General features: G+C 44.1%; 25 protein-coding genes. 24 read left to right on the forward strand and 1 reads right to left on the reverse strand.

The features are described 5' to 3' along the window. The first annotated feature begins 116 nt into the window (after positions 1-116). The 14 genes from DJ568_RS15385 to DJ568_RS15435 all read left to right on the forward strand — a co-directional run bounded on the left by DJ568_RS15385 (position 117) and on the right by DJ568_RS15435 (position 6,916). On the forward strand, positions 117-554 hold the full coding sequence (locus tag DJ568_RS15385; RefSeq protein WP_114006185.1) for a hypothetical protein: 438 nt from the start codon (positions 117-119) through the stop codon (positions 552-554). Continuing rightward, the gene (locus tag DJ568_RS15390; protein ID WP_114006186.1) at positions 554-793 is read left to right on the forward strand and encodes a hypothetical protein; all 240 of its coding nucleotides are present in this window, start codon (positions 554-556) and stop codon (positions 791-793) included. Before DJ568_RS15385 ends, DJ568_RS15390 begins: the two co-directional genes overlap by 1 nt. Next, positions 783-944 (forward strand): hypothetical protein, encoded by a 162-nt coding sequence (locus DJ568_RS17280; protein ID WP_158534952.1) that lies wholly within the window; start codon positions 783-785, stop codon positions 942-944. The genes DJ568_RS15390 and DJ568_RS17280 overlap by 11 nt, the downstream gene beginning before the upstream one ends. Before the next feature lie 14 nt (positions 945-958). Continuing rightward, a complete protein-coding gene (locus DJ568_RS15395; RefSeq protein ID WP_114006187.1) occupies positions 959-1,411 on the forward strand; it encodes a hypothetical protein in 453 nt (150 codons plus the stop codon). 11 nt (positions 1,412-1,422) lie between these two features. Then, positions 1,423-1,587, forward strand: coding sequence for a hypothetical protein (locus tag DJ568_RS17285; protein WP_158534953.1), 165 nt, complete (start codon positions 1,423-1,425; stop codon positions 1,585-1,587). A gap of 182 nt (positions 1,588-1,769) precedes the next feature. Further along, on the forward strand, positions 1,770-1,958 hold the full coding sequence (locus DJ568_RS17290; protein ID WP_158534954.1) for a hypothetical protein: 189 nt from the start codon (positions 1,770-1,772) through the stop codon (positions 1,956-1,958). Between the two features lie 17 nt (positions 1,959-1,975). Beyond that, positions 1,976-2,851: a hypothetical protein gene (locus DJ568_RS15400; RefSeq protein WP_147238776.1), complete on the forward strand. Its 876-nt coding sequence runs from the start codon at positions 1,976-1,978 to the stop codon at positions 2,849-2,851. 3 nt (positions 2,852-2,854) lie between these two features. Beyond that, on the forward strand, positions 2,855-3,667 hold the full coding sequence (locus DJ568_RS15405; protein ID WP_114006189.1) for a hypothetical protein: 813 nt from the start codon (positions 2,855-2,857) through the stop codon (positions 3,665-3,667). Continuing rightward, positions 3,654-3,866, forward strand: a complete 213-nt coding sequence (locus DJ568_RS15410; RefSeq protein WP_114006190.1) for a helix-turn-helix domain-containing protein — start codon at positions 3,654-3,656, stop codon at positions 3,864-3,866. Before DJ568_RS15405 ends, DJ568_RS15410 begins: the two co-directional genes overlap by 14 nt. A 253-nt stretch (positions 3,867-4,119) precedes the next feature. After that, positions 4,120-4,539 (forward strand): hypothetical protein, encoded by a 420-nt coding sequence (locus DJ568_RS15415; protein ID WP_147238777.1) that lies wholly within the window; start codon positions 4,120-4,122, stop codon positions 4,537-4,539. Positions 4,540-4,786: 247 nt separating this feature from the next. Then, positions 4,787-5,206, forward strand: coding sequence for a hypothetical protein (locus tag DJ568_RS15420; RefSeq protein ID WP_147238778.1), 420 nt, complete (start codon positions 4,787-4,789; stop codon positions 5,204-5,206). A gap of 187 nt (positions 5,207-5,393) precedes the next feature. After that, positions 5,394-5,753 (forward strand): hypothetical protein, encoded by a 360-nt coding sequence (locus DJ568_RS15425; RefSeq protein ID WP_147238779.1) that lies wholly within the window; start codon positions 5,394-5,396, stop codon positions 5,751-5,753. A 123-nt stretch (positions 5,754-5,876) separates the two neighbouring features. Continuing rightward, complete coding sequence (locus DJ568_RS15430; RefSeq protein ID WP_114006194.1) at positions 5,877-6,260, forward strand: hypothetical protein; 384 nt, start codon at positions 5,877-5,879, stop codon at positions 6,258-6,260. Between the two features lie 149 nt (positions 6,261-6,409). Next, positions 6,410-6,916, forward strand: coding sequence for a hypothetical protein (locus tag DJ568_RS15435; RefSeq protein WP_114006195.1), 507 nt, complete (start codon positions 6,410-6,412; stop codon positions 6,914-6,916). Positions 6,917-7,218: 302 nt separating this feature from the next. Here the strand turns inward: DJ568_RS15435 and DJ568_RS15440 are convergent, their stop codons facing one another. After that, positions 7,219-8,313, reverse strand: coding sequence for a Fic family protein (locus DJ568_RS15440; RefSeq protein WP_158534955.1), 1,095 nt, complete (start codon positions 8,311-8,313; stop codon positions 7,219-7,221). A gap of 305 nt (positions 8,314-8,618) precedes the next feature. Here DJ568_RS15440 and DJ568_RS15445 point away from each other — a divergent pair, with 305 nt between their 5' ends. Genes DJ568_RS15445 through DJ568_RS15490 form a run of 10 tightly spaced genes read left to right on the forward strand, consistent with a single transcriptional unit; the run spans position 8,619 to position 19,035 of the window. Then, positions 8,619-9,197, forward strand: coding sequence for a hypothetical protein (locus DJ568_RS15445; RefSeq protein ID WP_114006197.1), 579 nt, complete (start codon positions 8,619-8,621; stop codon positions 9,195-9,197). Further along, positions 9,190-10,356 carry a PBSX family phage terminase large subunit gene (locus DJ568_RS15450; RefSeq protein ID WP_114006198.1) on the forward strand — a complete coding sequence of 389 codons (1,167 nt, stop codon included), beginning with the start codon at positions 9,190-9,192 and terminating at the stop codon, positions 10,354-10,356. The genes DJ568_RS15445 and DJ568_RS15450 overlap by 8 nt, the downstream gene beginning before the upstream one ends. Next, complete coding sequence (locus tag DJ568_RS15455) at positions 10,353-10,958, forward strand: hypothetical protein (RefSeq protein ID WP_114006199.1); 606 nt, start codon at positions 10,353-10,355, stop codon at positions 10,956-10,958. Before DJ568_RS15450 ends, DJ568_RS15455 begins: the two co-directional genes overlap by 4 nt. Before the next feature lie 11 nt (positions 10,959-10,969). After that, positions 10,970-11,164 carry a hypothetical protein gene (locus tag DJ568_RS15460; protein ID WP_114006200.1) on the forward strand — a complete coding sequence of 65 codons (195 nt, stop codon included), beginning with the start codon at positions 10,970-10,972 and terminating at the stop codon, positions 11,162-11,164. Positions 11,165-11,184: 20 nt separating this feature from the next. Next, a complete protein-coding gene (locus tag DJ568_RS15465) occupies positions 11,185-11,613 on the forward strand; it encodes a hypothetical protein (RefSeq protein WP_114006201.1) in 429 nt (142 codons plus the stop codon). Continuing rightward, entirely contained in the window at positions 11,613-12,020 is a 408-nt protein-coding gene (locus tag DJ568_RS15470) for a hypothetical protein (RefSeq protein ID WP_114006202.1), read from the forward strand. The genes DJ568_RS15465 and DJ568_RS15470 overlap by 1 nt, the downstream gene beginning before the upstream one ends. After that, complete coding sequence (locus DJ568_RS15475) at positions 12,017-14,260, forward strand: SprB repeat-containing protein (RefSeq protein ID WP_114006203.1); 2,244 nt, start codon at positions 12,017-12,019, stop codon at positions 14,258-14,260. Before DJ568_RS15470 ends, DJ568_RS15475 begins: the two co-directional genes overlap by 4 nt. A 5-nt stretch (positions 14,261-14,265) precedes the next feature. Beyond that, a complete protein-coding gene (locus DJ568_RS15480; RefSeq protein ID WP_114006204.1) occupies positions 14,266-16,227 on the forward strand; it encodes a hypothetical protein in 1,962 nt (653 codons plus the stop codon). A 2-nt stretch (positions 16,228-16,229) separates the two neighbouring features. Beyond that, positions 16,230-18,791, forward strand: a complete 2,562-nt coding sequence (locus DJ568_RS15485; protein WP_114006205.1) for a hypothetical protein — start codon at positions 16,230-16,232, stop codon at positions 18,789-18,791. Position 18,792: 1 nt separating this feature from the next. After that, positions 18,793-19,035, forward strand: coding sequence for a hypothetical protein (locus DJ568_RS15490; RefSeq protein WP_114006206.1), 243 nt, complete (start codon positions 18,793-18,795; stop codon positions 19,033-19,035). Positions 19,036-19,385: the final 350 nt, after the last annotated feature.

Raw genomic sequence — 19,385 nt, forward strand, 5'->3', positions numbered from 1 at the left:
GGGCTAATAATTAACAATTAATTCAAATACAGAATGGATGCAAATGTAACAACTGAAAAGCAACTAAGCAAAAACACAGTGTTGGCGGATGTAAAATCCTTTAAAAACGAGCAACAATGTCAAGCTTAAAATTTTTGCCGCAAAAGGTTCAGGATGAACTTTGGTGGCTGATCATGTCGGCCGAATACGATTATGAACGTATAAGTATAGCCGACCATGAACTGGATGATGAACGGTTAACGCTATGGCTTGAGGACAAGAGCGATTTTAAAAACACGCTTGACGAATGCCTGGTGGTTGAGATACCGGTTAAAAAATTCGCCGCGCTTATTAAAGCCGAAAACTTAAACAGTTACGAGGGTGTTAAGGTGCATCCTACAAAAAAAATAACCTATGCTGCCCGGATTGAGATTAACGAGGCAATTACCTGGTACCACCATGATGCTACGCTGAGGGAGCAGCGCTGGGCGCGCGAGGCGATGCTGAAAAGCATTTTAACTACCCTTATTGAGACCGGCACCCGTGACATTGCTTTAACTGATTGGGGGGAATAATGGAAGTGAAGGCAATAAAACACACGGTGTACCCTGACGGGCATTACGGCAGGTATATGGATGTAAAACGCAGGCAAAACGTAATAAACGAGCAGGTTGAGCGGCTGCAAAGAACCATTAAAAAGCACCGGCGCCGCGAGGCGCTGGGCATAATCAGTTGCCTGATTTTGCTGCTGACCACGCTAACCTGCATGTTTTTTTTACCGGTTATTGCGCAGTGTCTAGGCTATGGTGTATAACCATAACCGGCCAGACAGGGAACAGTTTCCGGGCTGGACAGATGAGCAAATAGACGCCCTGTACGACAGGAAGACACGGCAGGCAAAAAAAGCATTTATTATGGCGCTGATTGTATTGGCCGCGTTGCTGCTGATACCGGCAATTATTTAACCGTATAGTATAAAATGATAACACCTACTACCGGCTTTACAGCCCTTTCACAAGCCAGCGCTGGCGTTGCTACAGCCGACCTAGATAGCGGCAAACTGCCCGACCTGGCCACCGCCGTTGCGCAATCATTTAACCTGGTTGCGGATTACTGGACACCACAAGCCGCAGGCGAAAGCAAACGGGTGTTTTTTGATACCGTAGCCATGCGGAAGGTGGCAGGCAGGGAGGGGGAAGGGATGGTTGACCTGGAGTGTGCTTACTTCTGCGAGCAAACACATGGTTGCTTAACAAGCCTTGCCAATGGCTCAAAACGGCTGGTTAACGCGCTTAAAACTTACGGGGTTGCCAGGGGCACGCCTTTGCTGATAACTTACCTGGGCAAAACGCAAAATAAAACCAATGCCCATCAGTCTGACAACTGGTCGGTACGGATACTGAAGCTGGACGGCGGGGCGGTGTATCAGTAACTATTAACCAGATGCTGATACTTAAAGAAGATGTACGATCAGCCTGCCGGCCTAAAAATGTTTACGGCCGCAAAGGCGAAAAGGTAGTTGAGATTGCCCGGCACCACCATGGGCTGATAGTAAAGGGACGGTTTGGACGCTTTCCGGTACCGGTACAAAAGATATTAAAAACATAGGCGCACGTTCTTTATTGCCAGGCAAGGCAACCAGGGAAGGTAAACCGGCAGCGCCGCCGGCATTAAAAAGGGGTGAGGCCGGGCACGCCTCACCCCTTTAAGCGTAAGCAAAATACGCAGGGCTTTTGCAGCCCTCTCCAAGGGAGAGGGTACGCAGGGTAGTGCTATTTGCAGTGCTGTTGATGGGTGAGGCCTCACCCATGAGCGTCAGCGTAAAACGTAGGGCTTGTGCAGCCCTCTCCAATGGAGAGGGTACGCAGTGCATTGCAATAGGCGGTACCGTTGATGGGGTGAGGCCGAGCACGCCTCACCCTTCAAGCGTGAGTGAAATACGCAGTGCATTGCTATTTGCAGCACCGTTGATAGGGTGAGGCACCAACTCAGCAAAATGACATTTGCTGCAGAAATAGAACCGCGGGAGAGGAACATGATGAACTATATATTACTTATAAACAATTTTTGGCGCATACATGAGGGCGATCCCGTCGGAACGGTTGCTGGTTACCTGTACTTCCATTTGCTGGATGTTTGTAACAAGCAAAACTGGCGTAATCCCTTTAAGCGGCAAAACACACGTGTATGTGGTGATATAGGTATAACCAGTCCTACGCTGCTTAAGGCGCGTAATGAATTGAAACAGCGCGGCCTGATTGATTTTAAAAGCAGGGGTAAGGGCGATAGCAACGTAATGTACCGGCTGCTGCTGCCACAGGTAAGGTATGAAAGCAACAACGACAATAATTTTACTACTTCTTTTGATACTTCGTTTACTGCCGGCTTTACTACTTGCTATAACTTAAGTAATACTAAAACAGAAAATGAAAACCTGCTTGCTGATGAACATGACCGGCTGCGCCGCGCTGAGCTGACTTTTGAAATTGAGGCCTTTAACCAAACACAAAGCGTCCTGAAAGAAAAAGGTTGCGCCCAAAAAGAAAAGGAGCCTGCCGTGGCCGATGCTGCCGGCGTGTTTAGCCGCATGTACACCAGTAAATGGCAGCTGTGCCTGCGTAACCCCATAACGGCTACTCCCGAAGCCAGGCTACAAAAATTTAACCTGTTTTGGGAGATGAATGTTGACGACTGGCGGCTGCGCGGTTTCCCGGCCTGGGGCGAAATGCTTAACCATTTTTTTAACTGGATACCCGCCCACCAGGCAAAAAGCCGTAAAGCGGAGCGCCCGGCGGGTAACGCACCCGGGGTTACACGCGGCACCGGCGCTGTAATTAACGCGTTTACAAAAAATACCTACAAAGGCAATTAACTCATGGAAAAAGCTATTGTAAAAACTAACCCGGCAACCAATGTGCTGCTGCAGCTGCCGGTGATTGAGCAGGTAAAGCAGGAGGTATTTGCGGCTGTTAACGCATCCATAGCCAAATGCTACGCCGACCTTAACTACGCCGTACCGCACGACACCAATTACCTGGTGAATGAAGTAACGGAGATCATCTTTGAAAAATATCCGTCGCTGCGCATTGCCGAAATACCATGCGCTTTTGCCGCAGGTATACGCAGGGAATACGGCGAGTTTATGGGCCTTAGCGTAATTACGTTTGAAAATTTTATACAGGGATATATCAGCAGCGAACAGCGCCGCCGGTTGGCCGAGCAGAAAAACCGCCTGGCAAACGTGCCTGAAAGCGAGCCCACGGCCGAAGAAAAATACAAAACCGCCCGCCAGCTTGCTGCAGACGCCTATGAGCGTGTAATGCTGGGGCGGCCAATAGGCTTATCGGCCGTTACAGTGTACGGTATACTGTATAATATGGGTTTAATTGGGCCCGATTATACCAGGGGGATGGTAAAAGCCGCCGTACCTGTATATGAAAACCAGCTGCTGACCGTAGCGGTAAATGCCCCCAGCTTATTTAAGAAGCGCGAGTTGAATACCCGGCTGGAGTTGCTGCGCGATAACATACAAAAGCAACAACTCACTGACGAGCAGCTTGCACAGGTGCGCCGTACCGCCCGTGCCATGGCCGTTACCAATTACCTGCGCGATCTTGCCCTTAACGGGGAAGATTTAACCCAATTGATGGACAATAAATATAAGGAGATAAATAATGACCGATCTTAAAAACATTATAGCCCAAAACATAAAAGCCCGCCGCGATGCCACCGGCTTAAAGCAGGAAGCTTTTGCCGCCGAAGTTGGTGCAACACAAAAAAGCCTGTCGCATTACGAAAAGGCCCGCTGCCTGCCTACTATCGATAGGTTGATAAGCATTGCCCGGTACACCGGGGTAACGGTAGATTGGTTGTTGCAGGAGCATTAAGCGGGCGAGAAAATGAAAATAAAAGAAATAAATACTACCTTGTAGCAAGTATTTCTGCACCATACAAAGCCTGTACACCTGTTAACTTTTGCAAATGCTATTATTTTATGAAAGGGGGCTGGCTGTTGGTAAAGTAGCCTGTTCAATTATATAACCCGTTATGAGTAAAATAAGCAAGTGTTTACTATTCATGTTATGTATTTCATTAAGTGCTTGTAATCATGAAAACAAGTACCAAACAGGGAATTATAACATGGAAATTAACATGTATAGCCAATGTAAAGTTAATTTTAATACAGGTGTAATTAGTGTTCTTGTCAAAGAGGATTCTACCTACCGGGATACTATTGAGTTTAGTAAAGAGGAACGATCAGCCATTGCGGAGGCGTTTAATAAAAGGAAGATGTTCGAACTTAAAGGTCATTATGCTTATGCCGGGGATATTGTTATAATGCCCCCAAGCACTATTGATATAAAAATATTTGCTGGTAATAAACCAAAAGGAGAAATCAGGGTGTTTTATGACGCCGAAATCAATAAATGGTTTCCTTTTGGAACAAGGTATAACGTTATTAAATTTACAGATGAGTTAAAAAAACTGATCGAGAGCAAAAAGGAATACAAAATTGCACAACAGGTGAGTGTAAAAAGCAGTAGAGGGTTTTTGCTTTAATAACTAAACCATGGCGGCTAACACAAAGTTATGTGCAGGTAACTGCCAATGCTCGGCCATCGCAGTTCGTAAGCCAATTTTATTCTAAGCGATGTGTTCAACCTTGCCAATCCGTAATCAGGGGCTTTGTATTATTACAACAAGACAACGTGTTATGAGTAAAATAAGCAAATGTTTGTTATTCATTTTAGTTACAACCTTGAGCGCTTGTGATTATAAAAACAAATATCAAACAGAGAATTATAACATGGAAATTAACATGTATAGCCAATGTAAAGTTAATTTTAATACAGGTGTAATTAGTGCTCGGATTAGCCAGGACTCCACCTACCTGGACACTATTGAGTTTAGTAAAGAGGAACGATCTGCTATAGCGGAGGCGTTTAATAAGAGGAAAATATTTGAGTTTAAAGGTGAATACTCTTATTTTACCGGTCCAGCCATTATGCCTCCTTCCACTATCGGCATAAAGCTTTATACCGATAACAAATTACAAGGCGAAATTACCGTATTTGATAATGCGAAAATAAATTATTGGTATCCTTTCGGGAAAAGGTACAACGTTATTAAATTCAGAGATGAGTTAAAAGAATTGATCGAGAGCAAAAAGGAATATAAAATGGCCCGACAGGTTATAATAGAAAACAGTAAGGGTTTTTCCATTTAATAATTAATTTACTCTTGCGATAGTATTTAATCAATACGATATGATACTCTGCTAAATTAAAATAACGCTATATTGTAGAGTTTAGTCGCAAACTTCGGCACGGTCCGCATCGGGCGAATTAGCTTTTTGAAATATGTATTTAAAAAATATAATCCTGCATAAAACTGCTGCGGAGCCGGAAATGCTCATGCAAAAGATAAGCTCGCAGCTTGTTAAGCAACATTATATTATTACCAGCCAAACCGGAAGCGCCATAACGTTTAAAGATGATATGTGGCAAATTCGTTTAAAAAGTAAAATTTACAGCAAAGTAGACAAGGGTATAATTGAAATTGAAACTTCGGGCACCGATACCATAATTAAATACACTTATTATATTTCTTACATAGTTGAAATAGTAGTATTATGTATTGCACTAACAGTAAGTTTTATGATCCGGCAGTATTATGTAATTCTTTTTATACTGCCTTTCTTAATACAATTTGCTGCACGAACGGTAACTCTCCCGGAGCGCGTAAGAGAGATGATTACAACGATACTGGAGTGAACCGTTTTGAAAACTTGCATAGTTTATGTCGAACAACCAACTCAAAAGCGTCATTAATTATTTAGCCTGATGACTGGTATCGTTATAAATATTCACACCTTTTAATTGCAGGAACTTTAAATAATGAAATTTATATTAACATATATCTTAACTTTTTTGGGTTTGTCGCTGATGATGTGTTTAGCTAGCGGCTCAGTGGAATGGTTGGCTTATATTATATTTTTCAATGCATTATATGCTATAATTTCAGGCATTACGTGGCTGGCCGTTAACCAGGTTATTAAATCAAATAAACTGTACTGGGTATTTTTTAAACTGCTTTTCGGTTTAACCATCTTAAATATATTTATTTACGTTTTTACTGGTAATATCCCAACAATACTGTTGTTGGGTATAGGCGATAACGGAATGAACTGGAGTGATAGTTTCTTTTTGCACGTTATTTATATTTTGTCCTTTGCCGTCGCGATATCTAATAAACAGAAGCTTGCCACTTTAGTTAAATAGGCTAGCGCTGTTTAAACTCTTATAAGATGGCCGTGCGTGTATGTTGCAGTTAACCTGATATGTGCAGCAAACAGGTATGAAAACGCAGCAGATACTTGGAGATTGCCTAATTAACCGTTAAATTATACCGTAAAGCGCGATTGAAACTAATGAAAATCCTTATCCTGTTTCTTGCCCAATTGCTTTACTTAAACGCAATAGGCCAATCAATTACTATAAATGCTGTTGTAGACATAACATTTCCGGCTAATACGGAGGTTTTAACGCCATCCCGCCGTGCAGCAGTAAAATGGCCTGACAGCAGTTTTGATCTTATAGAAAGCCCGGGCGTGGTTGGCTTTGCAGATAGTGTTATTATAATAGCAAATGCCGCTGCCGGGCCGGTGAATCGGCGCGGGGTTTATGAGATGAAAGCAGGATTGGATGAAGTTTACGGATGGGAACCGCCGCCTAATTACATGTCGGCAATTCAAAATATCAAAGGTAACCAGGTACTTATCATTTATTATGAGCGGGAAAATTTAGGCTATTACCATTACTACACGTATACAAACGGTGCCGGATTAGTAGGAAGACTGGAGTTCCAAAGTCGCAATAAATCAAAAGCAACCATGATTTTAAATCAGTTGTTAGGGAGCATAAAATTTAAACTTTGAGGCACTTATATCACTCAAACTAAAAAGCTTGCAATTGAATAGACAACTAATAAATAGGAATGATAAATATAAGCAATGAAGGTAAATGAAAGGTTTATGTAAGCGGGTATATAGATGATTTTACCTTTCGGTTAAAATGAAAGACGCTGATAAGATGAAGGAGATACTCGCCAAAGTAGGTATAACAGACCAGCAAAATGTGGAAGCTATTTTGAAGCAATTGGAAGAGGATGAAAAAGGAAAACTATAAAAAATTATGGTTTTGCCAAATTAAGCTTATCTGTTGTAAATAGGCTTCGGAGTTATTTAATTATGTCCATTAAATCCTTAAATATAAATATTCTATTTCTTGCTGCGCCAGTTAACTCTTTAAGTATTCCCGCATTAACAAATTTATCAAGCAAATTAAATATAGTTTGATTGCTACTAGAGCTTAATTGCTCTCTGATCATTGGAAAGGAAACAACAGGATTAGCAAAAATTATATCCAAAAGCATTATACCAAAGGCAGATTTCATTGTAGCTATTTTGTCTTTATTCTCTTTATATAGGGATAGCATTTTATCTACTTTGTTTTTTGTATCCTCAGCTTGAACTTTTATAGCTTTTAGGAAATAGATGATCCAACTCGTCCAATCCTCTTTTTCATCAACTAACCGCAGGTTATAATAGTATTCTTCTTTATTTCTCTCGAAATATTCACTTATATATAAAATTGGATAATTTAATACTCTTCTCTGATATAGCATGATTGGAATTAATAGTCTTCCAATTCGGCCATTGCCATCTAAGAAAGGGTGAATAGCTTCAAATTGATAATGAGACACGGCTACTTGGACTAAAAAATCAGGTTCTTCATCTGAGTTAATGTATTTTTCCCAATTTCCAATCAATGTCGGTAATTCCATAACAGGCGGTGGTATATATATTGCATTGTCAATAGTTGACCCCGGTTTACCGATATGCACAGGTATTCTTCGAAAGTTGCCTCTGTCTTTGGTTTCACCTCTAACGGATTTTAATAATATATTATGTAATGCCTTTATTAGGTTTTCGCCCAGAGGTCTTTTTTCTAAAAGAGTAGTAGCGTATTCAATAGCATACTTATAATTTATAATTTCTCTTATATCTTCTTCTTTAGAAATACTTTCATTTTTTCTCCCTTCGGCTTGATACTTGAATACCTCCTCTATTGTTGCCTGCGTTCCTTCTATCTTGGAACTTGCAACAGCTTCTTTGGTTAATAGCGGTGTTGCCAATATTTTTTGATTAGGTATTAATCCCAAAGATCCTTTTAATTCACCTAAAGCGTTATTCGCTTCCGATAAATATCTTATTAGCTTCAAGTAGTCTACATTGGGTGGCAACAAAGGGGGAATGTTAGACGTTTTTTTCATATTCCATTGTAATAGAATATAAATATACATATTCCATTATAATTCATTATACTGGAATAAGAAAAATCTTATTCCAGTATAATGGAATACTTTTTACTATTGGAAAACTACACATCACGAGCCGTTTTTATATATGATCTTTGTTCCCACCACCTTCACCCTCACAATCTTAGTAAAATAAATCCCCCTAAATATTAGCTAAAAAAATTAGCATTATTTATCTTTGTAAAGCCCTCCCGGTTCCTTCCCGAATACCAACAATTATTTCATAACGGCGCATTGCTGCGCCATAAAATTATTTATGCATGCCGGCATCAAAGCAAAATAAAAAGGCTGTGGCTAACAGCGCGGGCACCCCTGCAACTTACATGTGTGAATATGCGCTACAGGCGCATAAACTGTGCCTGTTAGGTGCTACGGATGCGCAACTGGCCGACTTTTTTGAGGTAGATATTGATACCCTTGATAACTGGAAAGCCACGCACCTGGAGTTTGCCGATACCTTGCAAAAAGGTAAATATTATGCCGACTCGGTAGTAGCGGCCTCGCTGTACGATAAGGCTAAGGGCTACAAAATAAAAAAGCAGGTACCGGTAAAGCTGGTTACCAAAACGCCCGTGCTGGATAAGGATGGCGAGCCTACCCGGTTTGTTGAGCAAACCGAGCGGGTGGAGGTGGTTGAGGTAGAAGAGGATGTACCTGCCGATAAGTCGGCGGCCGTTTTTTGGCTGGAGAACCGGCAGCCCCGGGAGTGGCGCGATAAATCACCGGCCGACGCGCCGGGCGCCGCATCTGCATCGCATACCGTGAAAATAGAAATTATTAACAGCGGCCCCGCGCCGGTAAACAGCGAAAAGGATATAGCGCTTACACAGCATGTTTAAAACCTCGGTATTATTTACGCATAACTACAATTCGGCCGCGCATGTAGTGGTTAACCAGGGCGGCACATCGTCTGGCAAAACGTACGCGGTGCTGCAGGTGCTGTTTTGTTTGGCGGCGCAGCATCAAAAGCAGGTAATTACCATTGTAGGGCAGGATATACCTAATCTTAAAGCAGGCGCCCTGCGCGATGCGCTGGCCATTTACTATGATACGCCGGTATTGTTATCCATAGTAAAGTCGTACAATAAAACCGATAGGGTATTTGAGTTTTACAACGGTTCTGTTATCGAGTTTAAAAGTTACGACAGTGCGCAGGACGCTAAATCGGGTAAGCGGGATTACCTGTTTATAAACGAGGCTAACGGTATAAGCCACAACGTGTACACCGAACTGGCCCTGCGCACGCGCAACAAGGTGTTTATTGATTATAACCCCAACGCCGAGTTTTGGGTGCATGATCATCTTATTGGCCGCGACGATGTTGAGTTAATTATATCCGACCATCGGCACAACCCTTTTTTACCCGACGCCATCCGCCAGAAGGTGGAATCGCTGCGCGATGTTGATGTGGAGTTATGGAAGGTATACGCCCGCGGGATGACCGGGAAAATACTGGGCCTTATCCTCAACAACTGGTTTTTGGTGGATGCCATACCAAACGATGCTGCCAGGGTAGCCATGGGCCTCGACTTTGGTTTTACCAATGACCAAACCGGCTTAATTGATGTGTACAGGCAAAATGGCGAGCTATGGCTTGATGAGCTGGTTTACGAAACAGGCCTTACCAATACCGATATAGCCAAACGGCTGGATGAACTGGGCGTAAGCCGCCGTACCGAAATTGTGGCCGACAGTGCCGAGCCAAAATCCATTGAGGAGCTAAGGCGGCTGGGCTGGCATGTGGTAAAAGCGCAAAAAGGCCCCGACAGTGTAAAAAATTCCATTGATATACTGCAGCGGTTTAAGCTGAATATTACGCGCCGCAGCGTTAACCTGCGCCGCGAACTCAGCAGCTACAAATGGCGGGTAGACCAATCGGGCAGGAGCCTTAATGAACCGGTAGACCGCTTTAACCACCTGATTGACCCCTTGCGCTACGTAGCGCTTAACAAATTAAAAATAGGAACTTTTAAAGCACCCAAATACTCTAAAATATGAAATTACCCATATCATTTAAGTTTAAAAAAGGCAAAAAGATAGCTGAGCGGAGCGCAGAGTTGCCCACAAGCTGGGCTGATATAACACTGGGCCAGGCTATAGCGCTGTCGCAGTTTGACGGAAACAGGAAAGGTGCCAAAATGGAACTGCTGTCCATCATAACCGGGTTGCCCGTTAACGAGGTTAAGGCGCTTAGCGAATGGGAGCACTTTGAAGACTGCCTTGCCTTTATTACCGAACCTGCCGACCTATCAGGATTTGCCATACCTGATAAGGTGACTATTGACGGTAGGGCGTATAAAGTGCCTGTTAACTTAAAAATAGAAACTTACGGCCAAAAAATAGCGCTGGAGGAACTGCTGCGCAACGCCGAACCGGGCCCGGATGGCGACGTAAATATTGTGCCGATGATGGCCGAGGCGCTGGCCATATACTTTTACCCGATTATTACCGGCGAACCCTTCAGGGATGAAAGGGTAGAGGACTTTGTGCAGCTGATGCACCAGTTACCCGTAAAATACGCCTACCCCGTGGCAGGTTTTTTTTTGATGAAATACGCCGGATTATCGATAACGAAGCAGCCAACCTTGGCCGCAAGCTAAAAACCGAACAGGTGCAGGCAGGTATAGAGAGCCTTGACGTATTTGGCGCCCTAAACACAGTTGACGCGCTGGCCGATGGCGACATTATGAAGTGGGAAAGTATTTGCCAGATGCGCTATGAAAAGGTGTACGTAAAGCTGCTGCTTAATAAAGCCAAGGCCGAGTACCAGGAGAAGTATACCGACATAATGAAAAGTAAAAGATAGTTAACCAACCCAATATACCTATGTATTTTATTAATGATATAAAAGATATCGCGGCTGCCGAAGGCATGGGCTTTTACCATGGCCCTAAAGATTTTCAGAACCTGAAAGACCAGGATACCGACAATGTTTACCCGGCCTGTTACCTGCATTTTCCGGTACGCGGCAGTAACACGCGCAAGCTGCAGGGCTTTGGCGAAACCAGTTACTTTATTGAACTGCTTTTTGGCGACAAATCCGACCTGAGCTGGACCATGGAGCAGCATACCGCGGTGATACAGGCCATGGAAGCCCGGGCGCACACTTTTATGAATAAGCTGCTGCGGTCGGGCAAATTCAGGGATGTAAGGGATTACCATATATACGAGTGCATTAACCTGTTTGATATTAACCTCACCGGGATAATAGCCGAGGTAACCGTAACCCCTTTTGACAGGAGGGCCAACTGCTGATGGAAGCTATTAAGCCCGACAGCACCCTGATAAGACAATATCTTAACCAGTTAAAAGATGCTGTTATAGCCCAAAGTAAACTAAAAGGGAGCGGACAGTTTATTGAGCTGCGCCTTACATCAGCATCGGGCGGGCAATTGCTGGTTAACGCGGCCATGTTAAAAAGCGGGCTGGGCATAGCGGCTGTAGACGCACAAAAACAAGGTTTGTATACCCTTAAAGAAGCGGTAGGGGCCGATAAGCAGGCAAAGGGCATACCCGGCAAGCTGCGCGATTATGCCGCCGCCCCGGCCGAAGACGGCCTTGAGCTATCAAATTTAATAACTGATGATAAGCTTAACCACTTTGTTGGGCAGCTATCAACCAAATATCTACAGGAAGTTAACACTTTATTATTCCAGGCATGAGCTATATTTTAATTGACACGTTTATGTGCAGCGGATACCAGATGAGGGTATACCAGATGAGTAATCCGCCTTATAATATCTTAAATCATTACGAAGGCCCCGGTGGTACGGTTATCGATTTAAATTACGTTAGCCATAACCGGCTTACGCCCGAGGGTGCTTTACTTCGCCAGGCTTGCCATGGCACCACTAAAGTTACCGTATCTGCCATAAACACAGCGCCTTTTGCTGTAAGCGAGGTGGAGTATAACTCGGCTTCGTGCGGTTTTGTGCCCGGCGGCGGGTGCGACCTCGCCATAACCGATGTGGTGGTGATAAATACCAGCGGCCCCGGTGAAAACGACGGGCAGGCCGAAATATTAGTAACCGGTTTTACCGAAGGTGAAGAAGAGGATTTAGAGTTTTCGGTAGATAATGTAAACTGGCAATCATCCAATTTTTTTGCCGGCCTGCCCACGGGTTCGTATACAGCTTACGTGCGCGACCAGGGGGCCCGCCAGGCCACTAAACCCTTTAAAATATTTCAGGGTGCAGATGGGCCGCTTGTTATCAGGGATATCAAAGTTACAAACGAAACCGGCGAGGGCACGCATGATGGCAGTGCAACCATTACGGCAACAGGCCTTAATACCCCATTTACATATTCGTTAAATAATATCCATTACCAAAGCTCAAATGTGTTAACGGCACTAGCGCCGGGTACATATACCTCTTATGTTAAGGATGCCGGGGGGGTAATTGATCAGCAGCAGTTTTCGGTAGGGCAGTTTACAGGTTTTGTGCTTGCCACACCTGCGGTACAGGTAGCACAAGGCAATGTATCGCGCTGGAGCGCGGCTTTTAATCCCGTTATCTTTAAGTTCCGCCGCCGCGATTTTATGATACAATCTATCGGGCTTAAAACCATTAGCTCGGTTCAGTACCCTGAGTTGCTGCTGGATACCATACCTGCAAAGTTGCAACCGGGTAGTGATATATACGTTTACGCAACTAATTATACAGGTACTTTTACCGTTAAGGCAGTTGCCGGCAATGCGGTTGTAATTGATGCCCCGTATATTGCCGATAGCGGCACCGGCTACGTTATAGCCAATGCCGAAAAACCTAACTACCGCCTGGAGCTGGTTGTTAGCGCCGGCCTGCAGGCTAAACAGTTTACCGGCGTGTTTAGCAATGATAACACCGGGTTAATTGTTTGCCAGCTGCAAAGCCGGCTTAAAACCTTTCTGGCAACAAAAAACTCGTTTTTGTATAACACGCCCAATATGCGCGATGTTAACGCGGCGGTGTCCTACACGGTGAAATACCGCGAAGTATGGGATGACCATGCGCCGGCTTACACACCCCTGGCCGAAACCTTTTATTGTACCAACGCCGCTAAACAGCTGCAGGATGTTTACGGCGGCAACATGGCCCGGTACGTGCCGTTTTTAGCCTACCCGCCGGGTAACGCCAAAGCAAAGTTTTTAACGCTGTTTACCAGGCCAACGCTTTTTGCAGGCTACCCATTTGATTTTTCGTTTATATATGCCGAACAACTGGCCGATAAGGCTTTAAAAAAGGTACAACGCGTTTACAATGTAAACAAGCAGGTACTGCCTTACAACACGCTGCTTGTAAATGAAAACAGCGAGGCGCTGTATTATGATGATGTTTTATTGTACAACACCACCGCACAGCCCAGTGTTACCACGCTTGCAGCCGGCACGGGCATACACCGCGTAAGGGTTGATACGCTGGAGGCCACGGGCAGCTATGGCAGGTTCCATATAAGTTACAAGGAAGGTGCGGCAGAACACATAGTTACCGAAACAAAGGAGTTTTTGGTAGATGGCAGTTGCCGCAAAAACCCGGTTTACCTGTGCTGGCTCAACACGCTTGGCGGCTGGGATTACTGGCTGTTTGACAGTTCGCAGAAAGTGGATATTGGCATAAGTGATGTTAAAACCTTTGATAAGTATATTGAAGATTATGAGCGTGCCGACGTGCTTACCGAAACTGTTAGCAAAACAGCGCGCACTAAAATTACGCTGGGTGCCAACAGTGTACTGATAAGCGAAATTGAGGCCCTTAAAGGCATTATGTACAGCCCCAAGGTATTGCTGCTAACCGGCCAAGGCCCCGTAAAATGGATGACGGTACAGGTTGACAGCGGCTCGTTTGATTACGAGACCAAACATAACGTAGCCGATATTGAATTAAGCATCATGCTGCCGGTATTAAACATTCAAACCATTTAATAACTATGGGACAACTGTATATAAACGATACGCTGATGGACGTTAGCGATAAAACAGTGATAGCCATTACCCGGCAAATAAATGATGTTGGCTCGATAGAAAAGGTAAAAGGCGATACCACCAACCAGTTTAAGCTGCCCAAAACACTGCATAACCTGAATGTGTTAGGCTTGCCCGGCGACATAAACCTCTCTGAAAAGAATGAATACAAGCTGCTGCCGGCTAAGTATGTTGAAGACGGTGTAGAGCTTATACCCAAGGGCTTTGCCACTATTGAGGCCGTTAATGAATTTATTGAGTGCAAAGTACTATCAGGCAACGTGGAGTTTTTTGATTTGCTTGAAGGGAACATTAACGAGCTGGAACTGCCGGGTACAGATCATGTGTGGAATGGACACACCATAACCATGGCCATGGGCAATACTACCGGTTTTATTTACCCAATAGTTGATTACGGGCTTTTGCCGGATAACAGCATGGATGTAGACTATCAGCATATGCGGCCGGCTATTTTTTGCAGTACTATTATTGACGCTATTATATCACGTGCCGGCTTTACCAAGGCTGGCAGGATATTCAATGACCCTGATTACCTGGCGGAGATTATACCCCTGCCGGATGGGTTAAAGCAGCCAGACAATTCAAAGTTTGATTTTACAGCAAAAGTACTTAGCCTGCAAAGAGCTGAACATGGTGAATATTTTAAGGTGACGCTGGTTGATGAAACTGAAAATCCGGTAAACAATGAAGGCGGGCATTGGGACAATGCCAACAACTGGTATGTATTTGAGAAAAGCGCGACTGCCAAGTTTAAAATTAAGCTGCGTATAGCAAGTTCGAGCCCAAGTGAAAAGGACTTTAAGTTGGGCTTGCGTATGAATGGCGAAGTAATAACCTACGAGTTTATCGGGGGGACTTTCCAGGTACCTAAGTTTTTTGCCAGCGAAACGGTAAAAGTGAAATGGCCTGATACGAACGAAATATCAATCGAAAGCGACTTTATGTTTTTTCCCGCCGATACAAAGGTGGAGGTATGGGGCTGGCGTGAAAAGGGTTCTCCGATGGGGGGCAGTTTCGTTCTCATAGTGCCCTCAGATGATAGCCAATTTACGCTTGAGATAGGCGATGCCTTGTATCGCTCCGAAATTTCTATCGCCAAGTCGTTGCCTGATATAAGCGTTAAGGATTTTTTTAAATCCTGGATGCACCGGTATTGTCTGCTTGCCAATTCCGACACAGTCAACAAAGTTATACACCTGAACTCTTTTGATGAACTGGAGGCCAATATACCACGGGCAAAGGATTGGTCGGATAAAGTGACGGGGGAGACTGACGAGTTGACTTTTACCTTCTCTTCTTATGCTAAAAATAACCACTTCAAGTATAAAGAAGATGAAAACGTGCCTGTTGAGTCCGGGCAAGGCACGCTGACTATCCAGGATGAAACGCTGGAAAACAATAAGGATATTGTAACGCTGCCATTTGCGGCAACCACTATGACAGCCGCAAAGCTCAATGGACTTGCCATCGCGTCGATAAATAAAATTGACCCGACAAATACGGATGACAATGGTAATATCAAGCCGGAATATCGGGTAAAAACGCAGCCGCGGTTATTACGCATTTATAGAAAAGACATGATAAGCGCGCCGATACGATTTTTTGACCCGCCGAACGGTATTGTTACCCTCGGCCAAATTGATGTGCCTTTAACTTATTTTTACTTGGACGGTCTTCGCAATCTTGATTTTAAAAGTCTATTAACCGACAAGTACAAACAGCTTAGCGTTGCGTTACATCACGCGCAGGTAATAAACACCACACTTAAATTAAATAACCTTGATATAGAGGAATTTGACCACCTGATACCTGTGTTTATCAGGAAGTATTCCCGCTACTTCTACGTCAATAAAATAAGCAACTACATCGACGGGCAATTAACCAAAGTTCAACTGATAAGAATATAAACATGGCAGATATTACAAAGAAAATATTGATAGATGTAAGTGTTAAAAACGGGAAGGACATAGCCTATACCGTAGCTGAGGCTAAACAATTACTTGAAAATTTAGACAACATTCCGCTGTCGGTAAAAGCTATTGATACGGCTATGGAAGGGTTAAATAACTCTCGTCTTACAGCTAAAGTAAAGGATGTTGAGACTTATAATGCGGCTTTAGGAGCACTAAAAACAAAAGCTGCTGAAGCTAAGGGTGAAATTGACGCCTTCGGTGACCAGGTTCCGGATAATAATAAGAAAAAGTTTTTTGAGGATCTGAACAGCATAATGGAGGCGGGCACGGCCATATCATCCATAGCCATAACATTAGGTGCCGACCAGGCTAAAGTGGAAGCCCTGGTAGCCAAAGCTATGGCGGTGACAACAGTTGCCACGCAGGCAAAAACCGTAGCAAAGGGTGTATTGGCTGCAGTTGAACTGGCGGAGCAGCTAAGGCTCAAAACTCAAATTGCCCTGCAAACAGCTTATAATGCTGTTGTAGGCACTTCTGTTGGTGTAATTAGGGCGTTCAAGTTGGCGTTGGCCAGCACCGGTGTAGGCCTCTTTCTGATAGCCATAGGTACGTTAGCCGCTTATTGGGATGAGATAAAGGAGGCGGTATCTGGTGTCACTAGCGGCCAAAAAAAGCTACTCGAAACAGCGCGGCAAAACACAGAGGCCGAAAAGGAAAAGTTAAATCACATTGGCAACCAGGAAAATGTTTTAAAGCTGCAGGGGAAATCCGAAAGGGATATATTAGGTATGAAGGTGAAGCAAACAGAAGCTGCCATTACTGCCTACGAAAATCAATTGCGGTCGCAGGGTAAAATAGATGAAGCCCAGATAAAAACTTCGGCGCGTAACAAAGAGATTCTATCAGGGATAATCACTTTCCTTAACCTGCCGATGATGATTTTGCTTAAAACAGCAGATAAGGTTATGGAACTTTTGGGTAAGGGAAAAACCAATTACGCCGGGGAATTAAGCGATTATTTGGCAAGTTTCGTTTTCGATCCGGAGAAGGTGGCGGCTGATGCGAAAGCAGTTAAAAAGGATACCGAGCAAGCGATAGCGGATTTGCGTAATCAGCGTGCAGGCTTCCAATTGTCCATCAATCAAATTGATAAAGATGCTGCCGCTAAAAAAGTTGAAACAGGAAAGAAATCAAATGAAGATGCCAAAAAACTGGACGAAGAGCTTGAGAAGAATAAGCTTGAGCAACTTCAAAAAACAAGGTCGGCCAATGAGCAGGAAGCTGAAAGTATTAAAAGGAAGTATGATGATCTTGAAAAGCGTGCCAGGGGCAATAAAGATCAATTAAAGCAAATAGCTGAGCAAAGGAAGTTTGATGTGGATGCGCTCGAAGCTAAAATTAAAAAAGAAAATGACCAAAGGGCGCTGGATGAAGCTAATGAGCAAAGGGATAGAGAAATCGAAACATTTCAAAAGAAATTATCGACAATAAAAGCGAACGCAGATGAAGAAAATAAACTACGCGAGCAGATTTTAGATACCCAGAGGCAAAAAGAACTTGCAAAGTTAGATTTAAGTAAGCAGGAAAAGGACAAAATTGAGCAAAAGTACCGTGACCTGGCTCAAGAAAATAAAGACGCTTATAAGGCTGCAAAGAATAAGGAAGAACTTGATAACTTAAAAAAGACAGCCGAAGACGTAGAAAAAGATCCTAATGCCAACCTCGACGATAAGTTTAAGGCAAAACAGGATGTGCTTGATGAGGAAATGCAACAGGCCATTGATGCAGCCAATAATAAGGAAGAAGCTATACTTGCCATAAAGGCTGATTATAAGCAAAAAACTATCCAGCTTGAGGAAGATAAAGCCGCAGCCGAAAAAGCCCTACGCGACAACTTTTTAAAAGAATCGGGCGATGCGGTTGATAGTCTCGGGCAAATACTCGGCAAGCAGTCAGGATTGTACAAGGCGGCTTTCCGTGCGCAACAGGTGGCTACAGTGGCCAATATAGTAGTTAATACGCAAAAGGAAATATCCGGAATTTTTTCAAGCCACTCAACAATGGGGCCGTTTGGTACCATAATTTCTATAGCCAAGGCTGTTGCGGCAGGTATCCGGGCGGCCAAGGCTATTGCAGCGGTAAAAGCGCAAAAGTTTAACCGGGGCGGTGTGTTCTGGTCAGACGGTGGGGGCAGCATGGTTACCGGCCCCGGCAGCGGCACGTCCGACAGTATAAATGCCCGCCTCAGTAACGGCGAAACGGTAATCAACGCCCGCTCATCGGCTATGTTTACCCGCGAACTTAACGCTATTAACGTGGCAGGCGGCGGCCGGCCGCTCATCAGAACATCGGCTCCGGTTGCCGCGCTGGCCGCCGGCGGTGTGTTCGACGGGGGGTACTCGGCTAACTTTCAAACCCCAAGCATTGATTACCAGGCCATGGGTGATGTAGTGGGGCAGGCACTTGTGCGCAACTTTCCGCAGGTGTATGTAGACGTGGTTGACGTGACCACCAAGCAAAACTTAGTAGCTAAAACAGAAGAAAGGGTGGTATACTAATATGAAGGTGATTGACACTTTGCTGGAAATGGAGAAGCTCGGTTTCCTGAAAGAACTTTGCAAGGGCGGCGTTATCAGCCCCACTTTTGTGTTGTATAAAGACCTTTACCTTTTTGTGGATAGCCGGATAAAATGCGGCCAGTCGCGCACCCAGGCGGTAACCGATGCTGAAGAGCAGTTCGGTATAAAAAAAACTACTGTTTATAAGGCGATGAAGCTGATGAGGAAGACGAGCGTGAGGTAAGGCTTCGCTGAAAAGCGAATTCAAAAGTCAAACATCAAAAATCAAAAATTCAGCTGTTTTACAGGGTCTTCTAAAAGGAGGCCCTGTGTTAATAAAAGCTAAAACATATGCTTTGCCGAAAAGAGATCGCTTCGTGCCTCGCAATGACGATTTGTATATATATGAATTTTAGTTTAAAGATAGGGATAAAAGAGAGTGTCGAGGCTGACAAACAGAGTATACCATAAAACCGGCATCGGCCTCTCTAAATCTCCCCCAATAGGGCAGGTCTTTATTTTTATTAAAAAAAAATAAAAACCTGCTTTAAGCTTTAAAAACGCCCTTTCCGCGATATAGCGGACACAATATGC

Source organism: Mucilaginibacter hurinus, assembly GCF_003324525.1.
GTDB lineage: Bacteria > Bacteroidota > Bacteroidia > Sphingobacteriales > Sphingobacteriaceae > Mucilaginibacter > Mucilaginibacter hurinus.

Excerpts from the sequence above, each read along its gene's own strand:
- DJ568_RS15390 (WP_114006186.1), top strand. The coding sequence starts at position 554 with ATGGAAGTGAAGGCAATAAAACACACGGTGTACCCTGACGGGCATTAC.
- DJ568_RS17280 (WP_158534952.1), top strand. The coding sequence starts at position 783 with ATGGTGTATAACCATAACCGGCCAGACAGGGAACAGTTTCCGGGCTGG.
- DJ568_RS15435 (WP_114006195.1), top strand. The coding sequence starts at position 6,410 with ATGAAAATCCTTATCCTGTTTCTTGCCCAATTGCTTTACTTAAACGCA.
- DJ568_RS15430 (WP_114006194.1), top strand. The coding sequence starts at position 5,877 with ATGAAATTTATATTAACATATATCTTAACTTTTTTGGGTTTGTCGCTG.
- DJ568_RS15445 (WP_114006197.1), top strand. The coding sequence starts at position 8,619 with ATGCCGGCATCAAAGCAAAATAAAAAGGCTGTGGCTAACAGCGCGGGC.
- DJ568_RS15470 (WP_114006202.1), top strand. The coding sequence starts at position 11,613 with ATGGAAGCTATTAAGCCCGACAGCACCCTGATAAGACAATATCTTAAC.
- DJ568_RS15475 (WP_114006203.1), top strand. The coding sequence starts at position 12,017 with ATGAGCTATATTTTAATTGACACGTTTATGTGCAGCGGATACCAGATG.
- DJ568_RS15455 (WP_114006199.1), top strand. The coding sequence starts at position 10,353 with ATGAAATTACCCATATCATTTAAGTTTAAAAAAGGCAAAAAGATAGCT.
- DJ568_RS15425 (WP_147238779.1), top strand. The coding sequence starts at position 5,394 with ATGCAAAAGATAAGCTCGCAGCTTGTTAAGCAACATTATATTATTACC.
- DJ568_RS17285 (WP_158534953.1), top strand. The coding sequence starts at position 1,423 with ATGCTGATACTTAAAGAAGATGTACGATCAGCCTGCCGGCCTAAAAAT.
- DJ568_RS15420 (WP_147238778.1), top strand. The coding sequence starts at position 4,787 with ATGGAAATTAACATGTATAGCCAATGTAAAGTTAATTTTAATACAGGT.
- DJ568_RS15480 (WP_114006204.1), top strand. The coding sequence starts at position 14,266 with ATGGGACAACTGTATATAAACGATACGCTGATGGACGTTAGCGATAAA.
- DJ568_RS15440 (WP_158534955.1), bottom strand. The coding sequence starts at position 8,313 with ATGAAAAAAACGTCTAACATTCCCCCTTTGTTGCCACCCAATGTAGAC.
- DJ568_RS15405 (WP_114006189.1), top strand. The coding sequence starts at position 2,855 with ATGGAAAAAGCTATTGTAAAAACTAACCCGGCAACCAATGTGCTGCTG.
- DJ568_RS15415 (WP_147238777.1), top strand. The coding sequence starts at position 4,120 with ATGGAAATTAACATGTATAGCCAATGTAAAGTTAATTTTAATACAGGT.
- DJ568_RS15465 (WP_114006201.1), top strand. The coding sequence starts at position 11,185 with ATGTATTTTATTAATGATATAAAAGATATCGCGGCTGCCGAAGGCATG.
- DJ568_RS15490 (WP_114006206.1), top strand. The coding sequence starts at position 18,793 with ATGAAGGTGATTGACACTTTGCTGGAAATGGAGAAGCTCGGTTTCCTG.
- DJ568_RS15485 (WP_114006205.1), top strand. The coding sequence starts at position 16,230 with ATGGCAGATATTACAAAGAAAATATTGATAGATGTAAGTGTTAAAAAC.
- DJ568_RS17290 (WP_158534954.1), top strand. The coding sequence starts at position 1,770 with ATGGGTGAGGCCTCACCCATGAGCGTCAGCGTAAAACGTAGGGCTTGT.
- DJ568_RS15400 (WP_147238776.1), top strand. The coding sequence starts at position 1,976 with ATGACATTTGCTGCAGAAATAGAACCGCGGGAGAGGAACATGATGAAC.
- DJ568_RS15410 (WP_114006190.1), top strand. The coding sequence starts at position 3,654 with ATGACCGATCTTAAAAACATTATAGCCCAAAACATAAAAGCCCGCCGC.
- DJ568_RS15450 (WP_114006198.1), top strand. The coding sequence starts at position 9,190 with ATGTTTAAAACCTCGGTATTATTTACGCATAACTACAATTCGGCCGCG.
- DJ568_RS15385 (WP_114006185.1), top strand. The coding sequence starts at position 117 with ATGTCAAGCTTAAAATTTTTGCCGCAAAAGGTTCAGGATGAACTTTGG.
- DJ568_RS15395 (WP_114006187.1), top strand. The coding sequence starts at position 959 with ATGATAACACCTACTACCGGCTTTACAGCCCTTTCACAAGCCAGCGCT.